Consider the following 16904-nt stretch of genomic DNA (forward strand, 5'->3'; position numbering starts at 1 on the left):
GCGTCGATCATCACCACCACCTGGGCGGGCTTGAGTTCCTTCGCCGTCTGCGCGCCCGGAAGTTTCAGCGCGACTCCGGAATCGGGGATCATCTTGAGCACGATCATCACGAAGAACACGAGCAGGAACATCATGATGTCGATCATCGGCACGATTTCGAGCCGCGGGCGTTCGCGTTCGAGAAGGTCGCGGCGGCGGCGCATCGGTCAGATCCGCGCCACGCCGGCGGCGCGGCGCTTCGGCGCATCCACCGCCGCATCGTCGCCGGCGAGGCCGCGACCGTGCAGCCGGTTGATCAGCACGACTTCACGAGTTCGAGCTGCTGCACGATCCGGCGGGTCAGATTGTTGAAATAGTTCACGAGATAGACCGCGATGATGGCGATCAGCAGGCCGGCGCCGGTCGAGACCAGGGCATCGGCGATGCCGCCCGTCACTTTCGCCGGGCCGCCATTGCTCGACAGCACGTCGAACGCCTGGATCATGCCGATGATGGTGCCGAACAGGCCCAGCAGCGGGGCGATCGTCACCGCGGTGTCCAGAATCCAGAGGCCGCGGGTGATTCGCGGCATCGCATCCATGATCTCTTCCTCGAGATGGTTGTCGAGCTCGTCGGCGGTCTCCCCGCGCGAGGCGAGGGCGGTGGCGATGAGGTGGCTTGCAGCGTGGTGCCGTGGCTCTCGGCGAGATCGCGCAGCCCGGCCGGATTGCCATACCCCACGGCGCGCAGTGCCGCATGGATGCGCCGCCCGGCGCCGAGCGTGCGCTTGAGCAGCCAGAAGCGTTCAAGCCCGACCACGAGCGTCACCAGCAGCAGTACCGGCATGACCGCCAGCAGGCCGCCCGTCATCATGACCAGACGGACGATTTCATTCATCGGCTCAGCTCCTCGTTCATCCCGCCCCGCGATGGCGCGCCGGCGGGGCGCTTCAATCCTATAGCCGCATTCCGCGCGGGGGCGAAAATGCGCCCGCCGCCGGACGCCGGGCGAGATGTGGCCGCGGCGGTGGGGCGGGAACGGAAATCCATGTCCATTCCGACCATCGAGCTAGCCGTGAACGCGGATCTGGATGGGTACCGCGAAGGTCTTGTCGGCGGCGCCGGGGAAGGGCGGGAAGTGATGGTGCCGCACCGCATCGAGCGCCGCGCGGTCGATCAGCGGGTTGCCGCTGCTGCGGTAGATCCGTGCTGAGAGCAGCCTTCCATCCGGGGCGAGGGTGAATTCGATGAACGCGATGCCGCGAACGCCGAGCATGCGCATCGTTTGTGTCACATGCACCTCGCGTTGCAGCGGCCCGCGCAGGCTGGCGGCGTATTGCGCGAAATCGAAAGCCGGCTGCGGCGGCGGGTGTTTCGTCTTTGGTGGCGGTGGCGGGGCGGGGCGGGGCGCCGGATGGGCGACCGGATGTGGCTTCGGCGCCGGGCGCGGCGGGGGCGGGTGATGCACCACGTTCGGCAGCGGCTTCGGCGGGGGCATCGGCGATGGCGCGGGGGCGGCGGCAGCGGCTTGGGCTGCGGTTGCGGCGGCGGGGGCACTGGCGGCGGGGCGCCGGCAGCGGCGGTGGCGGCGGCTGCACCGGCTTGGGCGGCAGCGGCAAGGGCGGCGCGAGCCGGACCAGATGCACGGTGGTCGCCGGAACGATGGGCGTGCGATAGCGCGGCAGGTGGCGGGCGGCATAGAGCGCGCCCGCGGCGATCAGCCCGACCAGCGCGAGCCCCGCCGCCGTTGCGCGCGGCAGCCCAAGCTCGTCGGGCCGCCAGGACGGAACGGCGCCGTTCGCCGTAGCCCCTCCGTCCTCATGCGTGGCTCCGGTGCTGGTCCGGGTTGGTGATCACGCCTTTGTCTTCGGGGTGTGGCTGAGGGCTGTCAAGGCGCCGCACCGGCCTCGATGCGGCGGCCGAGCCGCCGGCGAGATCGCAGATGAACTGCCACGCCACCCGCCCCGAACGCGCACCCCGCGTCACCGACCATTCCACCGCCTCGGCGTGAAGGGTTTCCGCGTCGACATCGAGGGCGAACGCCTTCGCATAGCCCTCGATCATGGCGAAGAAGGTCTGCTGATCACAATTGTGAAAGCCGAGCCAGATGCCGAACCGGTCCGACAGCGACACTTTTTCCTCGGTCGCTTCCGAGGCGTGGATCGCGGTGCTGCGCTCGTTCTCGATCATGTCGCGCGGCATCAGGTGCCGCCGGTTCGAGGTCGCGTAGAACAGCACGTTGTCCGGCCGGCCCTTGATCCCGCCATCCAATACCGATTTCAGCGCCTTGTAGTCGGCATCCTCGCGCTCGAAGCTGAGATCGTCGCACAGGATCAGGCACTGGCGGGGCTGGCCGCGCAGGATGTCGAGCAGCGCGGGCAGGGTGGCGATGTCCTCGCGATGGATCTCGATCAGCGCGAGACTGCCGGGATAGGCCCGATTCGCCGCCGCATGCGCGGCCTTCACCAGCGAGGATTTGCCCATCCCGCGCGCCCCCACAGCATCGCGTTGTTGGCCGGCAGGGCGCGGGCGAAGCGCAGCGTGTTCTCGGTCAGGATGTCCTTCTGCCGCTCCACGCCCTGCAGCAGCCCGATCGGCACGCGCGAGACCTGCTCCACCGGCTCCAGCGCCGCGCGCTCGGGATGCCAGACATAGGCATCGTGCGCGGTCACCTCGGCCGGCGGCGGCGGCGGCGGGGCGAGGCGGTCGAGCGCATCGGCGATGCGGGCGAGCAGGTCGTGTGTCGGCTGGTCCATGACGTCTCCTCAGGCAGGCCCCGCGCGGCTTGACGGGGCGGGCGTGCAAACTATGGTCCCGCCCGAGCCAGGACAAGCTTCACCACAGCAGATCGGGATATTCCGCATGTTCATCGCCACCGCCTACGCTGCCGCACAGTCATCGCCATCGGATGTCACGGCGGCGGTGATCAATTTCGCACCGCTGGTGCTGATCGTCATCGTCTTCTACTTCATCCTGATCCGCCCGCAGCAGCAGCAGGCCAAGGCGCAGAAGGCGCGGCTCGCTTCCATCCGCCGCGGCGACAAGGTGGTGACTGGCGGCGGCATCGTCGGCCAGGTGGTCAAGGCGCTGGACGGCGCCGAGGAAATCGAGGTCGATATCGCCCCCAATGTCCGCATCACCGTGCTGCGCAGCACGATCAGCAACGTGCTGACCGATTCGAAGCCGGCCGAGACCAGGCCGGCCGAGCCGAAGAAGAAGTAAGCGCCGCAAACGGCAACGGCCCCGGAGCGAATCTCCGGGGCCGCGAATATCGTCGGGCTTTGCCCGGCCTCAGCCCAGCAGGTGTTCGGCGTGGGCGTAGTTGGCCAGCTTGTCGAGCCAGTTCTGGATATAGTCCGGCCGGCGGTTGCGGAAATCGAGATAGTAGGAGTGTTCCCACACATCGAGGCCGAGCAGCGGCTTGCCCTCGCCGGTGGCGACCGGGTTGGAGCCGTTCGGCGTCTTGGTGACGGCGAGCTTGCCGCCCGGGGTGAGGATCAGCCAGGCCCAGCCGGAGCCGAACTGGGTGGTCCGGCGGTCTTGAACGCATCCTTGAACTGCGCGACGCCGCCGAAATCCTCGACGAGCTTCGCCTCCAGCCGGCCCGGCAGCTTGCCGCCATCGGTGGGCGACATGCATTGCCAGAACAGGTTGTGGTTCCAGTGTTGCCCGGCATTGTTGAACACCGGCGCGAGATCGGCCTTGTTGTAGGTGAAGGCGACGATCTCCTCCAGGCTCTTGCCCTGCAGGTCGGCGTTCTTCTCGACGAAGCCGTTCAGCGCCGTCACATAGGCCTGATGGTGCTTGCCGTGGTGAAGTTCGAGCGTTTCCTGGCACATGCCATGCGCGGCAAGGGCTGCGTGCGCATAGGGCAACGCGGGGAGTTCAAAGGCCATGGGGCATCTCCGATCCGGTTTGGGCTTCTGTTTCGGCGCCGGCACGGGGCGTGCCGACCGCTCGTCCGGTAGCTATGGTCCGGCCCTGCCAGCGTCAAGCATCGAAAGAGTTTCGCAATGACCGACCCCGACCTCGCCGCCCTCGTCCGTCGCGCCGATCCGGACCGCTTTCTCGGCGCGCTCTTCGCCCCGCCGGAGGCGCGGCGCTGGCTGTTCGTGCTCTATGGCTTCAACCACGAACTGGCGCGGGCGCGCGAGGTGGCGAGCCAGCCGCCGCTGGCGCTGATCCGGCTGCACTGGTGGCGCGAGGTGGTGGAGGGGGCCGAGCGCGCCCATCCGCTGGCCGCTTCCCTCCGCGCCGGCCTCGCCGGGGGCATTTTTTCCGCCGCCGCGCTGACGGCGCTGATCGATGCGCGCGAGGCCGAGGCCGAACCGATTCCCGACCGCGCCGCCTTTCTCGCCTATGCGCGCGGCACGGCGGGCGGGCTGGCGCGGAGTGCCGGCACGGTGCTCGGCGTGACCGACCCCGATGCGCTGGCGGCGCTGGAGGATCTCGGCACCGGCTATGGCATTGCCGGGATTCTCCGCGCCGCCCCGGCACTTGAAGCCGCCGGCCGCGATCTGCTGCCGCAGGACGGCACCGATCCCGCGACCTTGCGCGCGGACGCGGCTCGGCTGCTGCGCCACCGCGCGCCGCGCCAGGGCCTTGCCGCCGCCCTGCCGGCGGTGCTCGCCCGGCGCGATTTGCGCGACCTGCTCGCCCGGCGCGACCTGCGCCGCCCCGCCGGTCCGGCGCCGCGCGGCCTAGCGGACCGGATCGCCGTCGTGTTCGCCGGACTGACCGGACGCTGTTGAGCCGTACCCCTCGCCCCCGCGCGGCGCAGGTGATATGACGCCGGCATGACCGACACGACCGACCAGACCGAGGGGCCAAGCGGCCAGGTGCCCGTGACGATCGAGCAGGAGATGCGCCGCTCCTATCTCGATTACGCCATGTCCGTGATCGTCTCGCGCGCCCTGCCGGACGCGCGGGACGGGCTGAAGCCGGTGCATCGCCGCATCCTCTACGCCATGCAGGAATCGGGCAACACGCCGGACAAGCCCTATCGCAAATCCGCCCGCATGGTCGGCGATGTGATGGGCAAGTATCACCCGCATGGCGACGCCGCGATCTACGATGCCGCGGTTCGCATGGCCCAGGGCTTCTCGATGCGGGTGCCGCTGATCGATGGCCAGGGCAATTTCGGTTCGGTCGATGGCGATCCGCCGGCGGCGATGCGCTACACCGAGGCCCGCCTCGCCGATGCCGCGATGGCCCTGTTGGCGGATATCGACAAGGACACGGTCGATTTCCAGCCGACCTATGACGAGAGCGACAGCGAGCCCCGCGTTCTGCCCGCCGCCTTCCCCAACCTGCTGGTCAATGGCGGCAACGGCATCGCCGTCGGCATGGCGACCAACATCCCGCCGCACAATCCGAGCGAGATCATCGACGCGACGCTGCACCTCATCGCCCAGCCGGAGGCGACGCTGGACGAGCTGATGCGGATCGTCCCCGGCCCGGATTTCCCGACCGGCGGCATCATTCTCGGCCGTTCCGGCATCCGCAGCGCCTTCGAGACCGGGCGCGGCGGCATCGTTGTCCGCGCCCGCACCAGCATCGAGGAAATCCGCAAGGATCGCATGGCGATCATCGTCAGCGAACTACCCTACCAGGTGAACAAGGCGACGCTGCTCGAACGCATTGCCGAACTCGTGCGCGCCAAGGAAATCGAGGGCATCGCCGACCTGCGCGACGAGAGCGACCGCGAGGGCATGCGCATGGTGATCGAGCTGAAGCGCGACGCCACGCCGGAAGTCGTGCTCAACCACCTGTACCGCTTCACCCAGATGCAGACCGGCTTCGGCATCAACATGCTCGCCCTCGATGGCGGCCGGCCGCGCCAGCTCGGCCTGCGCGATGCGCTGGACTGCTTCATCACCTTCCGCGAGGACGTGATCCTGCGCCGCTCGCGCTTCGAGCTGAACAAGGCGCGCGACCGGGCGCATCTGCTGGTCGGGCTCGGCATCGCGGTGGCGAATATCGACGAGGTGATCGCGCTGATCCGCGCGGCGCCGGACGCGGCCTCCGCCCGCATCGCCCTGATGGCACGGGACTGGCCGGCCGGCGATGTCCGCCCGCTGCTCGAACTGATCGACGATCACGGCAACCAGATCTCGGCGGATGGCACCGTGCGCCTGACCGAGGCGCAGGCCCGCGGCATACTCGAACTGCGCCTCCAGCGCCTCACCGGGCTCGAACGCGAGAAGATCCAGTCCGAACTCGCCGAGGTCGGCCGCCGCATCGGCGAGCTGCTCGAAATTATCGCCTCCCGCCCGCGCCGGCTCGAGGTGATGCGCGGCGAGTTGATCGCCATCCGCGAGCGTATCGCGTCTCCGCGCCTGACCAGCATCGAGGACAGCATTGCCGACCAGGACGATGAAAGCCTGATCGAGCCGGGCCAGATGGTCGTCACCATGACGCGCGACGGCTTCATCAAGCGCACCCCGCTCGAATCCTTCCGCGCCCAGAACCGCGGCGGCCGCGGCCGCGCCGCCGCCTCGATGCGCGGCGACGACGTGATCACCCGCAGCTTCAACGCCCATACCCACCAGTTCGTGCTGTTCTTCAGCCAGGGCGGCAAGGCGTTCCGCGAAAAGGTCTGGCGCCTGCCCGAATCGGCGCCGGCGGCGAAGGGCAGGGCGATCGTCAACATCCTGCCCGAGCTGAACGGCGATGCCGTCACCGCCGTGCTGCCGCTGCCGCAGGACGAAAGCCTGTGGAACGATCTTCACCTCGTTTTCGCCACCGCATCGGGCAATGTGCGGCGCAACCGGCTGGCGGATTTCCGCAATGTGCGTTCCACCGGCCTGATCGCGATGAAGCTCGACGAGGGCGACCGACTGATCGGCGTCGCCACCTGCCGCGAGGGCGATGACGTGTTCCTGGCCACGCGCCAGGCGCGCTGCATCCGCTTCCAGATCACTGACGACACGCTGCGCGTTTTCGCCGGCCGCGACTCGAGCGGTGTGCGCGGCATTCGCCTCGGCGCCGGCGACGAGGTGATCTCGCTCTCGGTGCTTCGCCACGTCGAGGCGAGCGTGGACGAGCGCGCGGCCTATCTGAAATACGCCGCCGCCCAGCGCCGCGCCGGCGGCGAGGAGGCCGAGACCGAGACGGTGGAAAGCGACGAGGCGGCGGCCGACATCCAGCTCGCCCCCGAGCGGATCGCCGAGCTGCAATCGGCTGAGGAGATGCTGCTCACCGTCACCACCGGCGGGTTCGGCAAGCTCTCCTCGGCTTATGAATACCGCGTCACCGGGCGCGGCGGCCAGGGCATCGCCAATATCGCGCTTGCCGCGCGCAATGGCCGCGCGGTTGCCGCGAGCTTCCCGGTGCGGCCGGGCGGCGACATCATGCTGGTGACCGACCAGGGCAAGCTGATCCGCGCGCCGGTCGATCAGGTGCGCATCACCGGCCGCCAGGCGATGGGCGTGACGTTGGTGCGGGTCGAGAAGGACGAGCAGGTGACCAGCGTTTTCCCGGTCATCGACGATGGCGAGGAGGAAGGCTTGGAGGAGCGGGATGCGTGAGGGCGGGCTGGTTGGGCTGTATCCGGGAACGTTCGATCCCATTACCAACGGGCATCTCGACATTATCGGCCGCGCCGCGCAGCTTTGCTCGAAGCTGGTGATCGGGGTCGCGCGCAACGCCGGCAAGGGGCCGCTGTTCCCCACCGATGAGCGCGTCGAGATGGTGCGTGCCGAGGTGACCCCCATTGCCGAGCGCACCGGCACCGAGATCGACGTTCAGGCTTTCGATTCGTTGCTGATCGCCTTCGCCCAGCAGGTCGGCGCACAAGTGATCGTGCGTGGCTTGCGCGCGGTCTCCGACTTCGATTACGAATTTCAGATGGCTGGGATGAATGCGCGGCTCGACCAGCGGATCGAGACGATTTTCCTGATGGCGAGCGAGCGGCACCAGTTCATCTCGTCCCGCTTCGTGAAGGAAATCGCCCAGCTGGGCGGCGACATCTCGAGCTTCGTTCCAAAACTGACCTTGGAGAGGACCCTTCGCCGGGTTGGCAGACCATGATGATCAGACGCCGCACATTTCTCGCCGCCGCCGCTTCCACCCCTCTTGCCGGAGTTTTCATGTCCGAATCCGCTTCCGCCGCCAGCCCGTCGAACACCATCCACATGACGCTGCCCTTCGGCGTCGTCACGATCGAGCTGCGCCCCGATCTTGCCCCGAAAACCTGCGAGCAGATCCGCACGCTGACCGCGCGCGGCTTCTATGACGGCTGCGAGTTCTTCCGCGTGATCGCCGGTTTCATGGCGCAGACCGGCGACCCGACCAACACCGGCACCGGCGGCAGCAACCTGCCCAACGTGCCCGCCGAGTTCACCGACAAGGCAAAGTTCCTCACCGGCTCTCTCGGCATGGCCCGCACCAACGATCCGAACAGCGGCAACAGCCAGTTCTTCATCTGCTTCGCTCCCGCCGCCTGGCTCGATGGACAATATACCCTGTTCGGCCAGGTGACCGCCGGGATGGACTTCGTCGACCAGATCAAGAAAGGCCAGGGCCAAAGCGGCCGCGTCACCGATCCGACCAAGATCATCAAGATGGAACTCGCCGCGTAATACCGGCAATCCGCCACAGCCTCTTGACGAACCCCGCCGGAATTGGTCTTTCCGGCGGGTCGCCTGGTGAGAGCCCGTAGCTCAGTTGGTAGAGCACGAGACTTTTAATCTTGGGGTCCAGGGTTCGAATCCCTGCGGGCTCACCATGACGTTTCCGGCGCGGAGAACATCTCCTTGAGCTATGTCGAGCAGGTTCTGCAGCCCGATGAAACCGTACTAAGCTGGACGCATCTCCACTGGTTCGTCTATCTGCGCGGCATATTCGCGATCACCCTTGCCTTTGCGCTCATCGTGGCCGGAGGCATGGCGGCAGGACGGCCGGCGACGATACTGCATTTCGCCGCGGCGGCGGCATTTTTGCTCGGCTGCTGGCTGCTGCTCGTCGCCTGGCTTCGGCGCATGTCTACCGAACTCGCGGTCACCGACCGCAGGGTGATCCACAAGAGCGGCATTTTCGGCCGCACCACGCATGAGATGAGCCTGGAGAAGGTCGAGAGCGTCGAGGTCCGGCAGTCCCTGGCCGGCCGGCTCTTCAATTACGGCACCGTCATTGTGCGCGGTACCGGGTCGACCTGGGAGCCGTTCCCCCGCATTGCCGACCCGCTCGCGTTTCGCAGCAGCATTACCGCCGCCTGACCCGGCATCACAGCGCCGGGAATGCCGCCGCGCGAGCCTTGCGATCACCGCATTTGCCGTCGGATCGCGCGCCCCTCGTTCCCGGTGCGCGCGAGGCAGTCATTGGCGCAGCGCGGGCGTGTTCGCCCGGTGCGTATGGCGCTCGGCCTGGTCCGCGGTCCATGGCATTCAGGTGGCGTCCGCCTTGTCGATCACGACCAGCAACCCGCCGGCGAGCGGCGAGGGTGTGCGGTCGGCTGGAAGCGTTGCCGCCACCCGCATATCCTCCCGCGCGGCTGCCTCCTGTTCGCGATCCAGCACGCCATGACGATCGAGAAAGCGGTTCATCGCCGCCGAGATCCGTACGCATCCCTGCGAGGCCGGGCGGCCGAGGCGCGGCTCCAGAAGGTCGGGGTCGGTTGCATGCACCAGCAGCCGGATCTCGCCGGTCTCGCCATCGGGGCGCCAGCCCTTCGCCGCAATCCGCCAGCCGAAATCCCAGACCCGCATGCCCTTGAGGCCGAGACCGCGGACATGGTTTTCGTTGAAGGTGCCGAGTGCGCGGTAATCGAGAATGTCGGCGGTGTGAGCGAAGACGCCTTCCGGGGTGATGAAGTATCCGCGCCGGCCGGACTGTCCGGTCGAGACCGTATCGCAGCCGATCACCCGCCACGGCTCCGACGGGGCCGCGGCGATGAGGCAGAGCCGTTGCACGAGGGGATCGCGATTGACGACGACGATGAGTTGCGGCCGTGTCAGTCTCACGGTCGCTCTCGCCAGCGCGTGCCGCGTGGCCGCAATCCAGCGTGCCGCGGCAGCGTGCGCGGGAGGGAGGCGCGCTTCACTTCGCGCGCGAGGTCCGCCCGAGCCGCCGCGGCCTCGGCCTCGAAGGCCGCCCTGGCGGCGCCGCGCGCCGGTTCCGGCGGTGGCTGGAGAGCGCGAAGCGCCGGCCGCGCGCACCCTGCCAGCATGACTGCCAAGGCCAGCCACATCTTGGCGTGAGACGGTCTCATGTTTTCCTCCGCCGCAACCACAGATCGAGCCTGGAGCATCATCCGGTCAGATGATTCCATCTGATCGGATGATGCTCTAGGCCTGCCGCGGCGCATGGTCATTGATCCAGCGCAGCCTGGCGTTTGACCGGAACGGTCCGGGCGGTTAGATCACGATGCGATCGGACAAGGATCGGATGTGACGTTCTATCTTGTTGATCATCAAGAGTATTTTACCCGTTCAGATGATGTCGCCTGATCGGGCGATGCTCTGGTTGTCGCGGGCCGCGCCCACCGGCCGCAACATGGCGCCGGCAGGGCATGGCAAAGCCGAGGGACGTTTGCTTGCGTGAACCAAAATTGTTTGCCGGAGCGAGACTGAGGCTGATCCGCGAGCAGCGCGGCCTGCAGCAGCGCGATATTGCCCGCCAGCTCGGCCTGTCGCCGAGTTACATGAACCAGATCGAGAACGACCGTCGTCCGGTTCCGCCGCGCCTTGCGGCGCCCCTTTGCGAGTTGCTCGGCATTCCGCCGGCCGAACTGTCCGGCGATGACGAGGTGCGCCGCGCCGGTGACCTGCTCGAAGCCGCTCTCGATCCCGCGCTCGGCCCCGGCCGGCTGACCTTCACCGAGGCCCGCGCGGCGGTGCGCGACACGCCGGAACTCGCTCGTCGCTTTATTGCCCTCTATGCCGCCTATCGCTCTCTGCACACCAGCCTCGCGCGTGGTACCGCCCTGGGGCGGGACGAATCCGGCCCATTGCCTCCATATGATGAGGTGCGCGACTGGGTGCAGTCCGAGCGGAACTACTTCCATGAGATCGATCTTGCGGCCGAGCGGCTCGCCGCGGACGTCCACGCTACGCTTGGCCGTGAAGCCGCGGCACTCGAACATCATCTTGCCGCCACGCACCGGATCGAGGTCGTCCCTTCGGCCAATCTCCTGCCCGACGGGATTCTCTGGCAGATCGACCGTCGCAACCGCCGCCTGCTGATCGCCGAGGAAATGCGGCTCGAAACCCGCCGGTTCTCCCTGGCCCATGTGATCGGCCTGCTCAGCCATGGGCGGCTCATTTCGCGGCTGGTCGAGCGGGCGAAATTCTCCTCAGAGGCGGCGCGGGGGATTGCCCGTGTGGCTCTGGCCAATTACTTCGCCGGCGCGCTGATCATGCCCTATGGCGCCTTTCTCGCCGAGGCCGAGGCCGAGCGATACGATATCCAGCGCCTGCAGATCAGGTTCCAGGCGAGTTTCGAGCAGGTCTGCCACCGGCTCAGCACGCTGCAGCGCCCGGGCGCGCAGGGAATTCCGTTCTTTTTCCTGAAGACCGACGTCGCCGGCAACGTGCTCAAGCGCAGCAGCGCCACGCGCTTCCGCTTCGACCGTTTCGGCGGTCCGTGCCCGCTCTGGAATGTCTACCAGGCGTTTTCGCAGCCCGGGAAAATCTCGGTTCAGCTCGCCCAGCCGCCGGGCGAGACCACCTATATCAGCATCGCCCGCACGGTCGGCGGCGGCGGCACGTCCTATCTGGCGCGGCCGCGCGCCGTCGCGGTCGGTCTCGGCTGCGAGATCCAGTATGCACCCCGGATCGTCTACGCCGCCGGGCTCGATCTCGACCGGCCGGGCGCGATCGACCCGATCGGCCCCGGCTGCCGCTCCTGCCTGCGGGTTTCCTGCCGCCATCGCGCCATGCCGCCGATCGACGGCACGATCGATGTCGGCACCGCCGAGCGCGGCGTGGTGCCCTACCGGGTCAGCCGCCCGTCGTCCGGCGGCTGACGCCATCTGGCCGCAGGCGGCGGCCTCGACTATCAGAACCGGATGACGATCCCCGGCACTTCCGCGCGTTCCGCCGCCGCGTTGCGGATCGAGTCGCTGCGCCTTGCCGATTTCCGGTCCTACGCCCGGCTCGACTGGCAGCCCGGCGGCAAGATCATCGCCCTTGCCGGGCCGAACGGCGCGGGCAAGACCAATCTGCTCGAAGCCGTTTCGCTGCTTGCGCCGGGCCGGGGCCTGCGCGGCGCACGCCTCGCCGAGCTGGCCCGCCATGCGCCGGGCGCCGCCGGCGGCTGGGCTATTGCCGCAAGGCTGGAGGGCAAGGAGGGCGGTGGCGCGATCGGCACCGGCATCGAGGCCGGGCAGGGGGATCGTCGGCGCCTGCTGCTGGATGGCGAGCCGGTGCCGGCGTCGCGCATCGCCGCCCGGTTTTCCTGCCTCTGGCTCACCCCGCAGATGGACCGGCTGTTCACCGAGGGCGCATCGTCGCGCCGCCGGTTTCTCGACCGTCTGGTGCTCGCCCTCGAACCGGGCCATGCCAGCGAGGTCGCTGCCTTCGAATCCGCCTCGGCCAACCGCAACCGGCTGATCGAGGCCGGGCGGTACGACCCGCTTTGGCTCGCCACGATCGAGGATTCGATGGCCCGCCACGCCGCAGCACTCACCGCGTCCCGGCTCTACGTCATCGAGCGGCTCAACGCGCTGCTCGCCGCCGGCACCGCCGATCCGTTCCCCGCCGCGCGCCTGTCGCTCGACTGCCCGATCGGCGCCGAACTCGCGCACCGCCCGGCGCTGGAGGTCGAGGACTGGCTGCGCGCCCGCTATGCCGCCTCGCGTGCCGAACCGGTCGCCGCGATCTCGCCGCAGCGCGCCGATCTCGGTCTCGCCCAGGCGGCGAGCGGCCTCGTCGCGGCGCTGGCCTCGACCGGGCAGCAACGCGCGATGCTGGTGTCGATCGTGCTGGCGCATGTGGCGCTGGTTGCCTCCGCTCGCGGCACGGCACCGGTGCTGCTGCTCGACGAGCCGTTCGTGCATCTCGATGCCGCGCACCGGATGGCGCTCGGCGATGCCTTGCAGCGCGGGGAGGCGCAGGTGTTCTGCACCGCGACCGAGCGCGACCAGTTCGCTGCCCTCGGCGATGCCGCGATCTGGACCGTCGGCGAGGGCGGTCTTCGCCGCGATTGAGGCATCGCGCCAAGCTGAGGGCGCGGCTCGCGCACCAACAGCGCTCTGCCAGGATCGGGCTTCGGTCAGATCGCCGCCAGCAGGCGCCGCGCCTCCTCCGCATCGGCCACGATCTGCGCCCGCAGCGCGTCGAAATCGGCGAAGCGCCGCTCCTCGCGGATGAAATGGTGGAGCGAGACCGCGATATCCTGGCCGTAGAGGTCGCCGGCGAAGTCGAACAGATGCGCCTCCAGCCGCGAGATCGCCCCTTCCGCCACGGTCGGCCGCCGCCCGATATTGGCGACGCCCTTGACCCTGCTGCCGTCCTTGAGCCGCACTGTCACGGCATAAACGCCGCGCGCCGGCTCCAGATGCCGGCCGAGGGCGACGTTGGCGGTGGGAAAGCCGATCGTCCGCCCCCGCGCGTCGCCATGCGCGACCACGCCGCGAATCGCGTGCGGCCGGCCGAGCAGCGCGGTGGCGCGTTCAGGATAGCCATCCTGCAGCAGCCGGCGGATTCGGCTGGAGGAAATCGGGCCCTCGGCGTCATCCAGATGCGGCACGACCGAGAGGCCGATACCATGCGATTCCGCGGCCATCCGCAGCATGGCGACATCGCCGCCCCGACGGTGGCCGAAGGCGAAATCCGCGCCGCATGCCAGATGCGCCGCCCCGATGCCACGATACAGCACGTCCGCGACGAATGCCTCGGCGCTCAGCTGCGAGAAGGCGCGGTCGAAGGTGAGTTCGTAGAGGAAGTCGATCCCCGCCTCCTCCAGCGCCGCCGCCCTCTCGGCCTCCAGCATCAGCCGGAACGGCGGGTCCTCGGGGCGGAAGAACTCGCGCGGGTGCGGCGCGAAGGTGAGCGCGGCCCGCGGCGCTTCCGGCCGTGCGGCATGCGCGGCCCGCAGCACTTCCAGATGGCCACGATGCATCCCGTCGAAATTCCCGAGAGCCACGGAGGCACCGCGTGCCTCGTCAGGGATCGCCGTCCAGTCGTGGAAGACGCGGATCATTCGGCAGCGCGCTTCTCGTTCTGCGCCACGGCGACGACGGCTTCCGTGGGCGGAATCACCACGGCCTCGCCCTCGATCACCACCTTGCCGCGGACGAAGCAGCGCGTGCGCATCGTCGCCCGCCGCTTTTCATGATCGAGTGCCGCGACCTCGACCTCGGCGGTGACGGTATCGCCGATGCGCACCGGCGCGCGGAAGCGCATCGACTGGGTGAGATAGATCGTGCCCAGCCCCGGCAGCACCGTGCCCAGCACGGCCGAGATCAGGCTACCGCACAGCATACCGTGCGCAACGCGCCCCTTGAACAGTGTTTCGTCGGCCAGCTCCTGGTTCAGGTGCACCGGGTTCGTGTCCATCGACACTGCCGAGAACAGCAGGATATCTGCCTCGGTGATGGTTTTTCCCAGCGAGGCGGTCTGGCCGGGTTGGAGCTGATCGAAGGGACGCAGCTGGGCATGGGAACTCCCGTCGCGGTTCAAGATGTCGCGATGCACAAAGCGCCGGATCGGGGGGCCGGGTCAAGGCCCCGGGGCTTGATGGCGCAGATAGGCGAGCAGCCTCGTTTCCCGGCGCCCGCGTGTCACCGTATCGAGGATAACGCCCGTGGTCAGGCTGAGCGCGCCGGCGAGGACGATGCCGGTCGCCAGCACAGCGGTCGGCAGCCGTGGCACAAGGCCGGTGCGCAGATAGGTCGCGATGACCGGGGCGATGAGCACGGCTGCGGCAAGAAACGCCGCGAGGCCGAGGGCGCCGAAAAAGGCCAGCGGCCGCTCGTGCCGCAGCAGCCGCAGGATCAGCCTGAGGATGCGCCAGCCATCGCTCCAGGTTCTCAGCTTGCTGGCCGATCCCGCCGGCCGCGGGCGGTATTCGCCCTCGACATGGGCGATCGGCAGCGCGAGTTCGAGCGCATGCACCGCAAGCTCGGTCTCGATGTCGAATCCCGTTGCCAGAACCGGGAAGGATTTCACGAAGCGGCGCGACAGCACCTTGTATCCCGAAAGCATGTCCTCGACCCGGTCGCCGAAAATGGCGCGGACCGCCCCGGTGAGCAGGTGGTTGCCGAACCGGTGGCCGCTGCGATAGGCGGCGGCATCGGTCTCGCGGCGCACGCAGTTGACGAGGTCATACGGCCCGCGCTGCGCCAGCGCGATCATCGCCGGGGCCAGCGTCGCGTCATAGGTGTCGTCGCCATCCGCCATGACGTAGAGATCCGCCTGGATGTCGCGGAACATCCGCCGGACCACATATCCCTTGCCCTGCAAACTCTCCTGGCGAACGATGGCTCCTGCGGCACGTGCGATCGCGGCGGTGTCGTCGGTCGAATTATTGTCGAACACGTAGATATCCGCTGTGGGCAACGCAGCGCGGAAGGCGCGCACGACCGCGCCGATCGCCGCTTCCTCGTTGTGACAGGGCAGGAGAACCGCGATTTTCGGCTCCGTCATCGTGATCCAGCTCCGTATTGGCCGCATCCGGTGTAGCCGCCGTCGTGCCACCGGTAAACCGAGCAGGCCGCCCGTTTGGCCTTGAGCAGCGCCGCCGCTACAGTGAGCGCGCGGATGTGAAAGGACGCAAGATGCGAAGGCTGGTCCGTTTTCTGTCGCTCGCGCTGGTGGTCGTGGGGATCTTCTGGGTCGGGCTCTGGTGGTATGCCGAAAGCCGTCTCGCCCTGGCGGTGGACCAGATGACCACGCTGCTGCGATCGCATGGCTGGACGGTTGCCCACGGTGCGGTCATTCGCGGCACGTCGCCGTTCCGGGTCGAGGTCCTGGTGAGCGATCTGCGGCTGACGCCGCCTGTCACGAATGGTCCGGCGCCGACGCTCGCCATCCCCGCGCTGGACATGACGGTGCGCCCGGGCACGCCCTTCACGCTCGATCTCGCGCCGGCGTCGACATGGCGTCTCGCGCTGGCCGATGGCCCTTCGGCCACGCTGCATTTCGGCAGCATCGCCGCGACCGAGCGTTTCGATCCGGCCTCTCTGCTCAACGGATCGGACAATCCGCTTCGCGCCGGCAGCTTCCATGCGACCGATCTCAGGATCGACAGTCAGAATACCAATTTCACCCTGCTGAGCATAGCGGCGATATCCGTCGACGACACCCGTAATCCACGCGCGGGCACCGCCGAGACCGCGTTCTCATTGCGTGAATCGGTGTCGGGGCTCGCGCTGTCGCCGATCTTCACCACGCTGGGCGACCTGCCGTTCGGCGGCAAGCTCGGTCGGCTCAGCCTCGATCTTGCGGTCTCCGGCCCCGCCGCCGAACTGCCGGCCGGCCTTGCCGGTGCGCTCGCTCCGCAGATCAACCGTCCGGCCAGGCCCCTGGCAGGCATGACCCCGGCGGATTTCATGGCGATCTGGCAGCGAACCGGCCCCGCGCTGCATCGCTGGGCGCGCGCCGGCGGGCATGGCAGCCTCGGCGTCCGGCTTGTGGTCGGCCCCCTCGATGCAACCGGAAAAGGTGAGTTCGGCTTCGATTCCGGAACCCAGCCGCGCGGCCAGATGCACCTGGTCGCAGATGGGTTCGGCGCGGCGCTGGGAACGATCTCGACCCACTATCCCGGCCTCGTCGGCGGCATCAGCGCGCTGACCGCGGCCGCTTCGCCCTTTCTGGTCCGCGGCCCGAAAGGTGGCCAGCGCCTCGCCGTCACGTTCAGCCTCGCCCATGGCGCGCTGACGGCGAACGGCACCTATCTGGTGACGGTGCCGCCTCTGGTCTGGCCCGACGCACCGCCCCCGCCCGCCGGAGCGCCGAAACCGAAGGGTTGAGGCGTGACCGACTC

At 68.5% G+C, this 16904-nt stretch carries 16 protein-coding genes, 1 tRNA gene and 2 pseudogenes; 10 read left to right on the top strand and 9 right to left on the bottom strand.

What is annotated here, in order from left to right:
- From ACIDOCELLA78_RS87090 to ACIDOCELLA78_RS87105, 4 genes and pseudogenes are all read right to left on the bottom strand, one after another.
- Positions 1-203, bottom strand: a 203-nt coding sequence (locus ACIDOCELLA78_RS87090; protein ID WP_201728389.1) for a biopolymer transporter ExbD, incomplete at its 3' end; no start/stop codon positions are given.
- A gap of 92 nt (positions 204-295) precedes the next feature.
- Complete coding sequence (locus ACIDOCELLA78_RS87095; protein WP_307850886.1) at positions 296-778, bottom strand: MotA/TolQ/ExbB proton channel family protein; 483 nt, start codon at positions 776-778, stop codon at positions 296-298.
- Positions 779-1047: 269 nt separating this feature from the next.
- A complete protein-coding gene (locus ACIDOCELLA78_RS87100) occupies positions 1048-1476 on the bottom strand; it encodes an energy transducer TonB (RefSeq protein ID WP_249675606.1) in 429 nt (142 codons plus the stop codon).
- Between the two features lie 390 nt (positions 1477-1866).
- Positions 1867-2734: pseudogene (locus ACIDOCELLA78_RS87105) on the bottom strand (ATP-binding protein).
- A gap of 106 nt (positions 2735-2840) precedes the next feature.
- Between ACIDOCELLA78_RS87105 and yajC the strand changes: the two are divergent.
- Positions 2841-3200, top strand: a complete 360-nt coding sequence (gene yajC / locus ACIDOCELLA78_RS87110) for a preprotein translocase subunit YajC (protein WP_201728390.1) — start codon at positions 2841-2843, stop codon at positions 3198-3200.
- 69 nt (positions 3201-3269) lie between these two features.
- On the opposite strand, the pseudogene ACIDOCELLA78_RS87115 reads toward yajC, so the two are convergent.
- A pseudogene (locus tag ACIDOCELLA78_RS87115) lies at positions 3270-3874 on the bottom strand (superoxide dismutase).
- Between the two features lie 117 nt (positions 3875-3991).
- On the opposite strand from ACIDOCELLA78_RS87115, the gene ACIDOCELLA78_RS87120 reads away from it, so the two are divergent.
- From ACIDOCELLA78_RS87120 to ACIDOCELLA78_RS87145, 6 genes are all read left to right on the top strand, one after another.
- Positions 3992-4729, top strand: coding sequence for a squalene/phytoene synthase family protein (locus ACIDOCELLA78_RS87120; protein ID WP_201728391.1), 738 nt, complete (start codon positions 3992-3994; stop codon positions 4727-4729).
- Positions 4730-4774: 45 nt separating this feature from the next.
- Complete coding sequence (gene gyrA, locus ACIDOCELLA78_RS87125) at positions 4775-7507, top strand: DNA gyrase subunit A (protein ID WP_201728392.1); 2733 nt, start codon at positions 4775-4777, stop codon at positions 7505-7507.
- Positions 7500-8009, top strand: coding sequence for a pantetheine-phosphate adenylyltransferase (gene coaD / locus ACIDOCELLA78_RS87130; RefSeq protein ID WP_201728393.1), 510 nt, complete (start codon positions 7500-7502; stop codon positions 8007-8009). The genes gyrA and coaD overlap by 8 nt, the downstream gene beginning before the upstream one ends.
- Complete coding sequence (locus ACIDOCELLA78_RS87135) at positions 8006-8560, top strand: peptidylprolyl isomerase (RefSeq protein WP_201728394.1); 555 nt, start codon at positions 8006-8008, stop codon at positions 8558-8560. The genes coaD and ACIDOCELLA78_RS87135 overlap by 4 nt, the downstream gene beginning before the upstream one ends.
- Before the next feature lie 70 nt (positions 8561-8630).
- Positions 8631-8706 (top strand) — tRNA-Lys (locus ACIDOCELLA78_RS87140).
- A gap of 28 nt (positions 8707-8734) precedes the next feature.
- Complete coding sequence (locus tag ACIDOCELLA78_RS87145) at positions 8735-9196, top strand: PH domain-containing protein (protein ID WP_201728395.1); 462 nt, start codon at positions 8735-8737, stop codon at positions 9194-9196.
- A gap of 168 nt (positions 9197-9364) precedes the next feature.
- Here ACIDOCELLA78_RS87145 and ACIDOCELLA78_RS87150 read toward each other — a convergent pair whose 3' ends face one another.
- Entirely contained in the window at positions 9365-9940 is a 576-nt protein-coding gene (locus ACIDOCELLA78_RS87150; protein ID WP_249675611.1) for a hypothetical protein, read from the bottom strand.
- 572 nt (positions 9941-10512) lie between these two features.
- Between ACIDOCELLA78_RS87150 and ACIDOCELLA78_RS87155 the strand changes: the two genes are divergently transcribed.
- Together ACIDOCELLA78_RS87155 and recF are read left to right on the top strand one after the other, a co-directional pair.
- Positions 10513-11943 (top strand): short-chain fatty acyl-CoA regulator family protein, encoded by a 1431-nt coding sequence (locus ACIDOCELLA78_RS87155; protein WP_249675634.1) that lies wholly within the window; start codon positions 10513-10515, stop codon positions 11941-11943.
- A gap of 42 nt (positions 11944-11985) precedes the next feature.
- On the top strand, positions 11986-13125 hold the full coding sequence (gene recF, locus ACIDOCELLA78_RS87160) for a DNA replication/repair protein RecF (protein ID WP_201728397.1): 1140 nt from the start codon (positions 11986-11988) through the stop codon (positions 13123-13125).
- A gap of 65 nt (positions 13126-13190) precedes the next feature.
- Here recF and ACIDOCELLA78_RS87165 read toward each other — a convergent pair whose 3' ends face one another.
- Genes ACIDOCELLA78_RS87165 through ACIDOCELLA78_RS87175 form a run of 3 tightly spaced genes read right to left on the bottom strand, consistent with a single transcriptional unit; the run spans position 13191 to position 15565 of the window.
- Positions 13191-14120: a bifunctional riboflavin kinase/FAD synthetase gene (locus ACIDOCELLA78_RS87165; RefSeq protein ID WP_201728398.1), complete on the bottom strand. Its 930-nt coding sequence runs from the start codon at positions 14118-14120 to the stop codon at positions 13191-13193.
- Complete coding sequence (locus ACIDOCELLA78_RS87170) at positions 14117-14599, bottom strand: MaoC family dehydratase (RefSeq protein ID WP_249675638.1); 483 nt, start codon at positions 14597-14599, stop codon at positions 14117-14119. Before ACIDOCELLA78_RS87170 ends, ACIDOCELLA78_RS87165 begins: the two co-directional genes overlap by 4 nt.
- A 39-nt stretch (positions 14600-14638) precedes the next feature.
- Positions 14639-15565 carry a glycosyltransferase family 2 protein gene (locus ACIDOCELLA78_RS87175; RefSeq protein WP_374223245.1) on the bottom strand — a complete coding sequence of 309 codons (927 nt, stop codon included), beginning with the start codon at positions 15563-15565 and terminating at the stop codon, positions 14639-14641.
- Positions 15566-15696: 131 nt separating this feature from the next.
- Between ACIDOCELLA78_RS87175 and ACIDOCELLA78_RS87180 the strand changes: the two genes are divergently transcribed.
- Positions 15697-16890 carry a DUF2125 domain-containing protein gene (locus ACIDOCELLA78_RS87180; RefSeq protein ID WP_201728399.1) on the top strand — a complete coding sequence of 398 codons (1194 nt, stop codon included), beginning with the start codon at positions 15697-15699 and terminating at the stop codon, positions 16888-16890.
- Positions 16891-16904: the final 14 nt, after the last annotated feature.

Source organism: Acidocella sp. C78 (genome assembly GCF_907164655.1).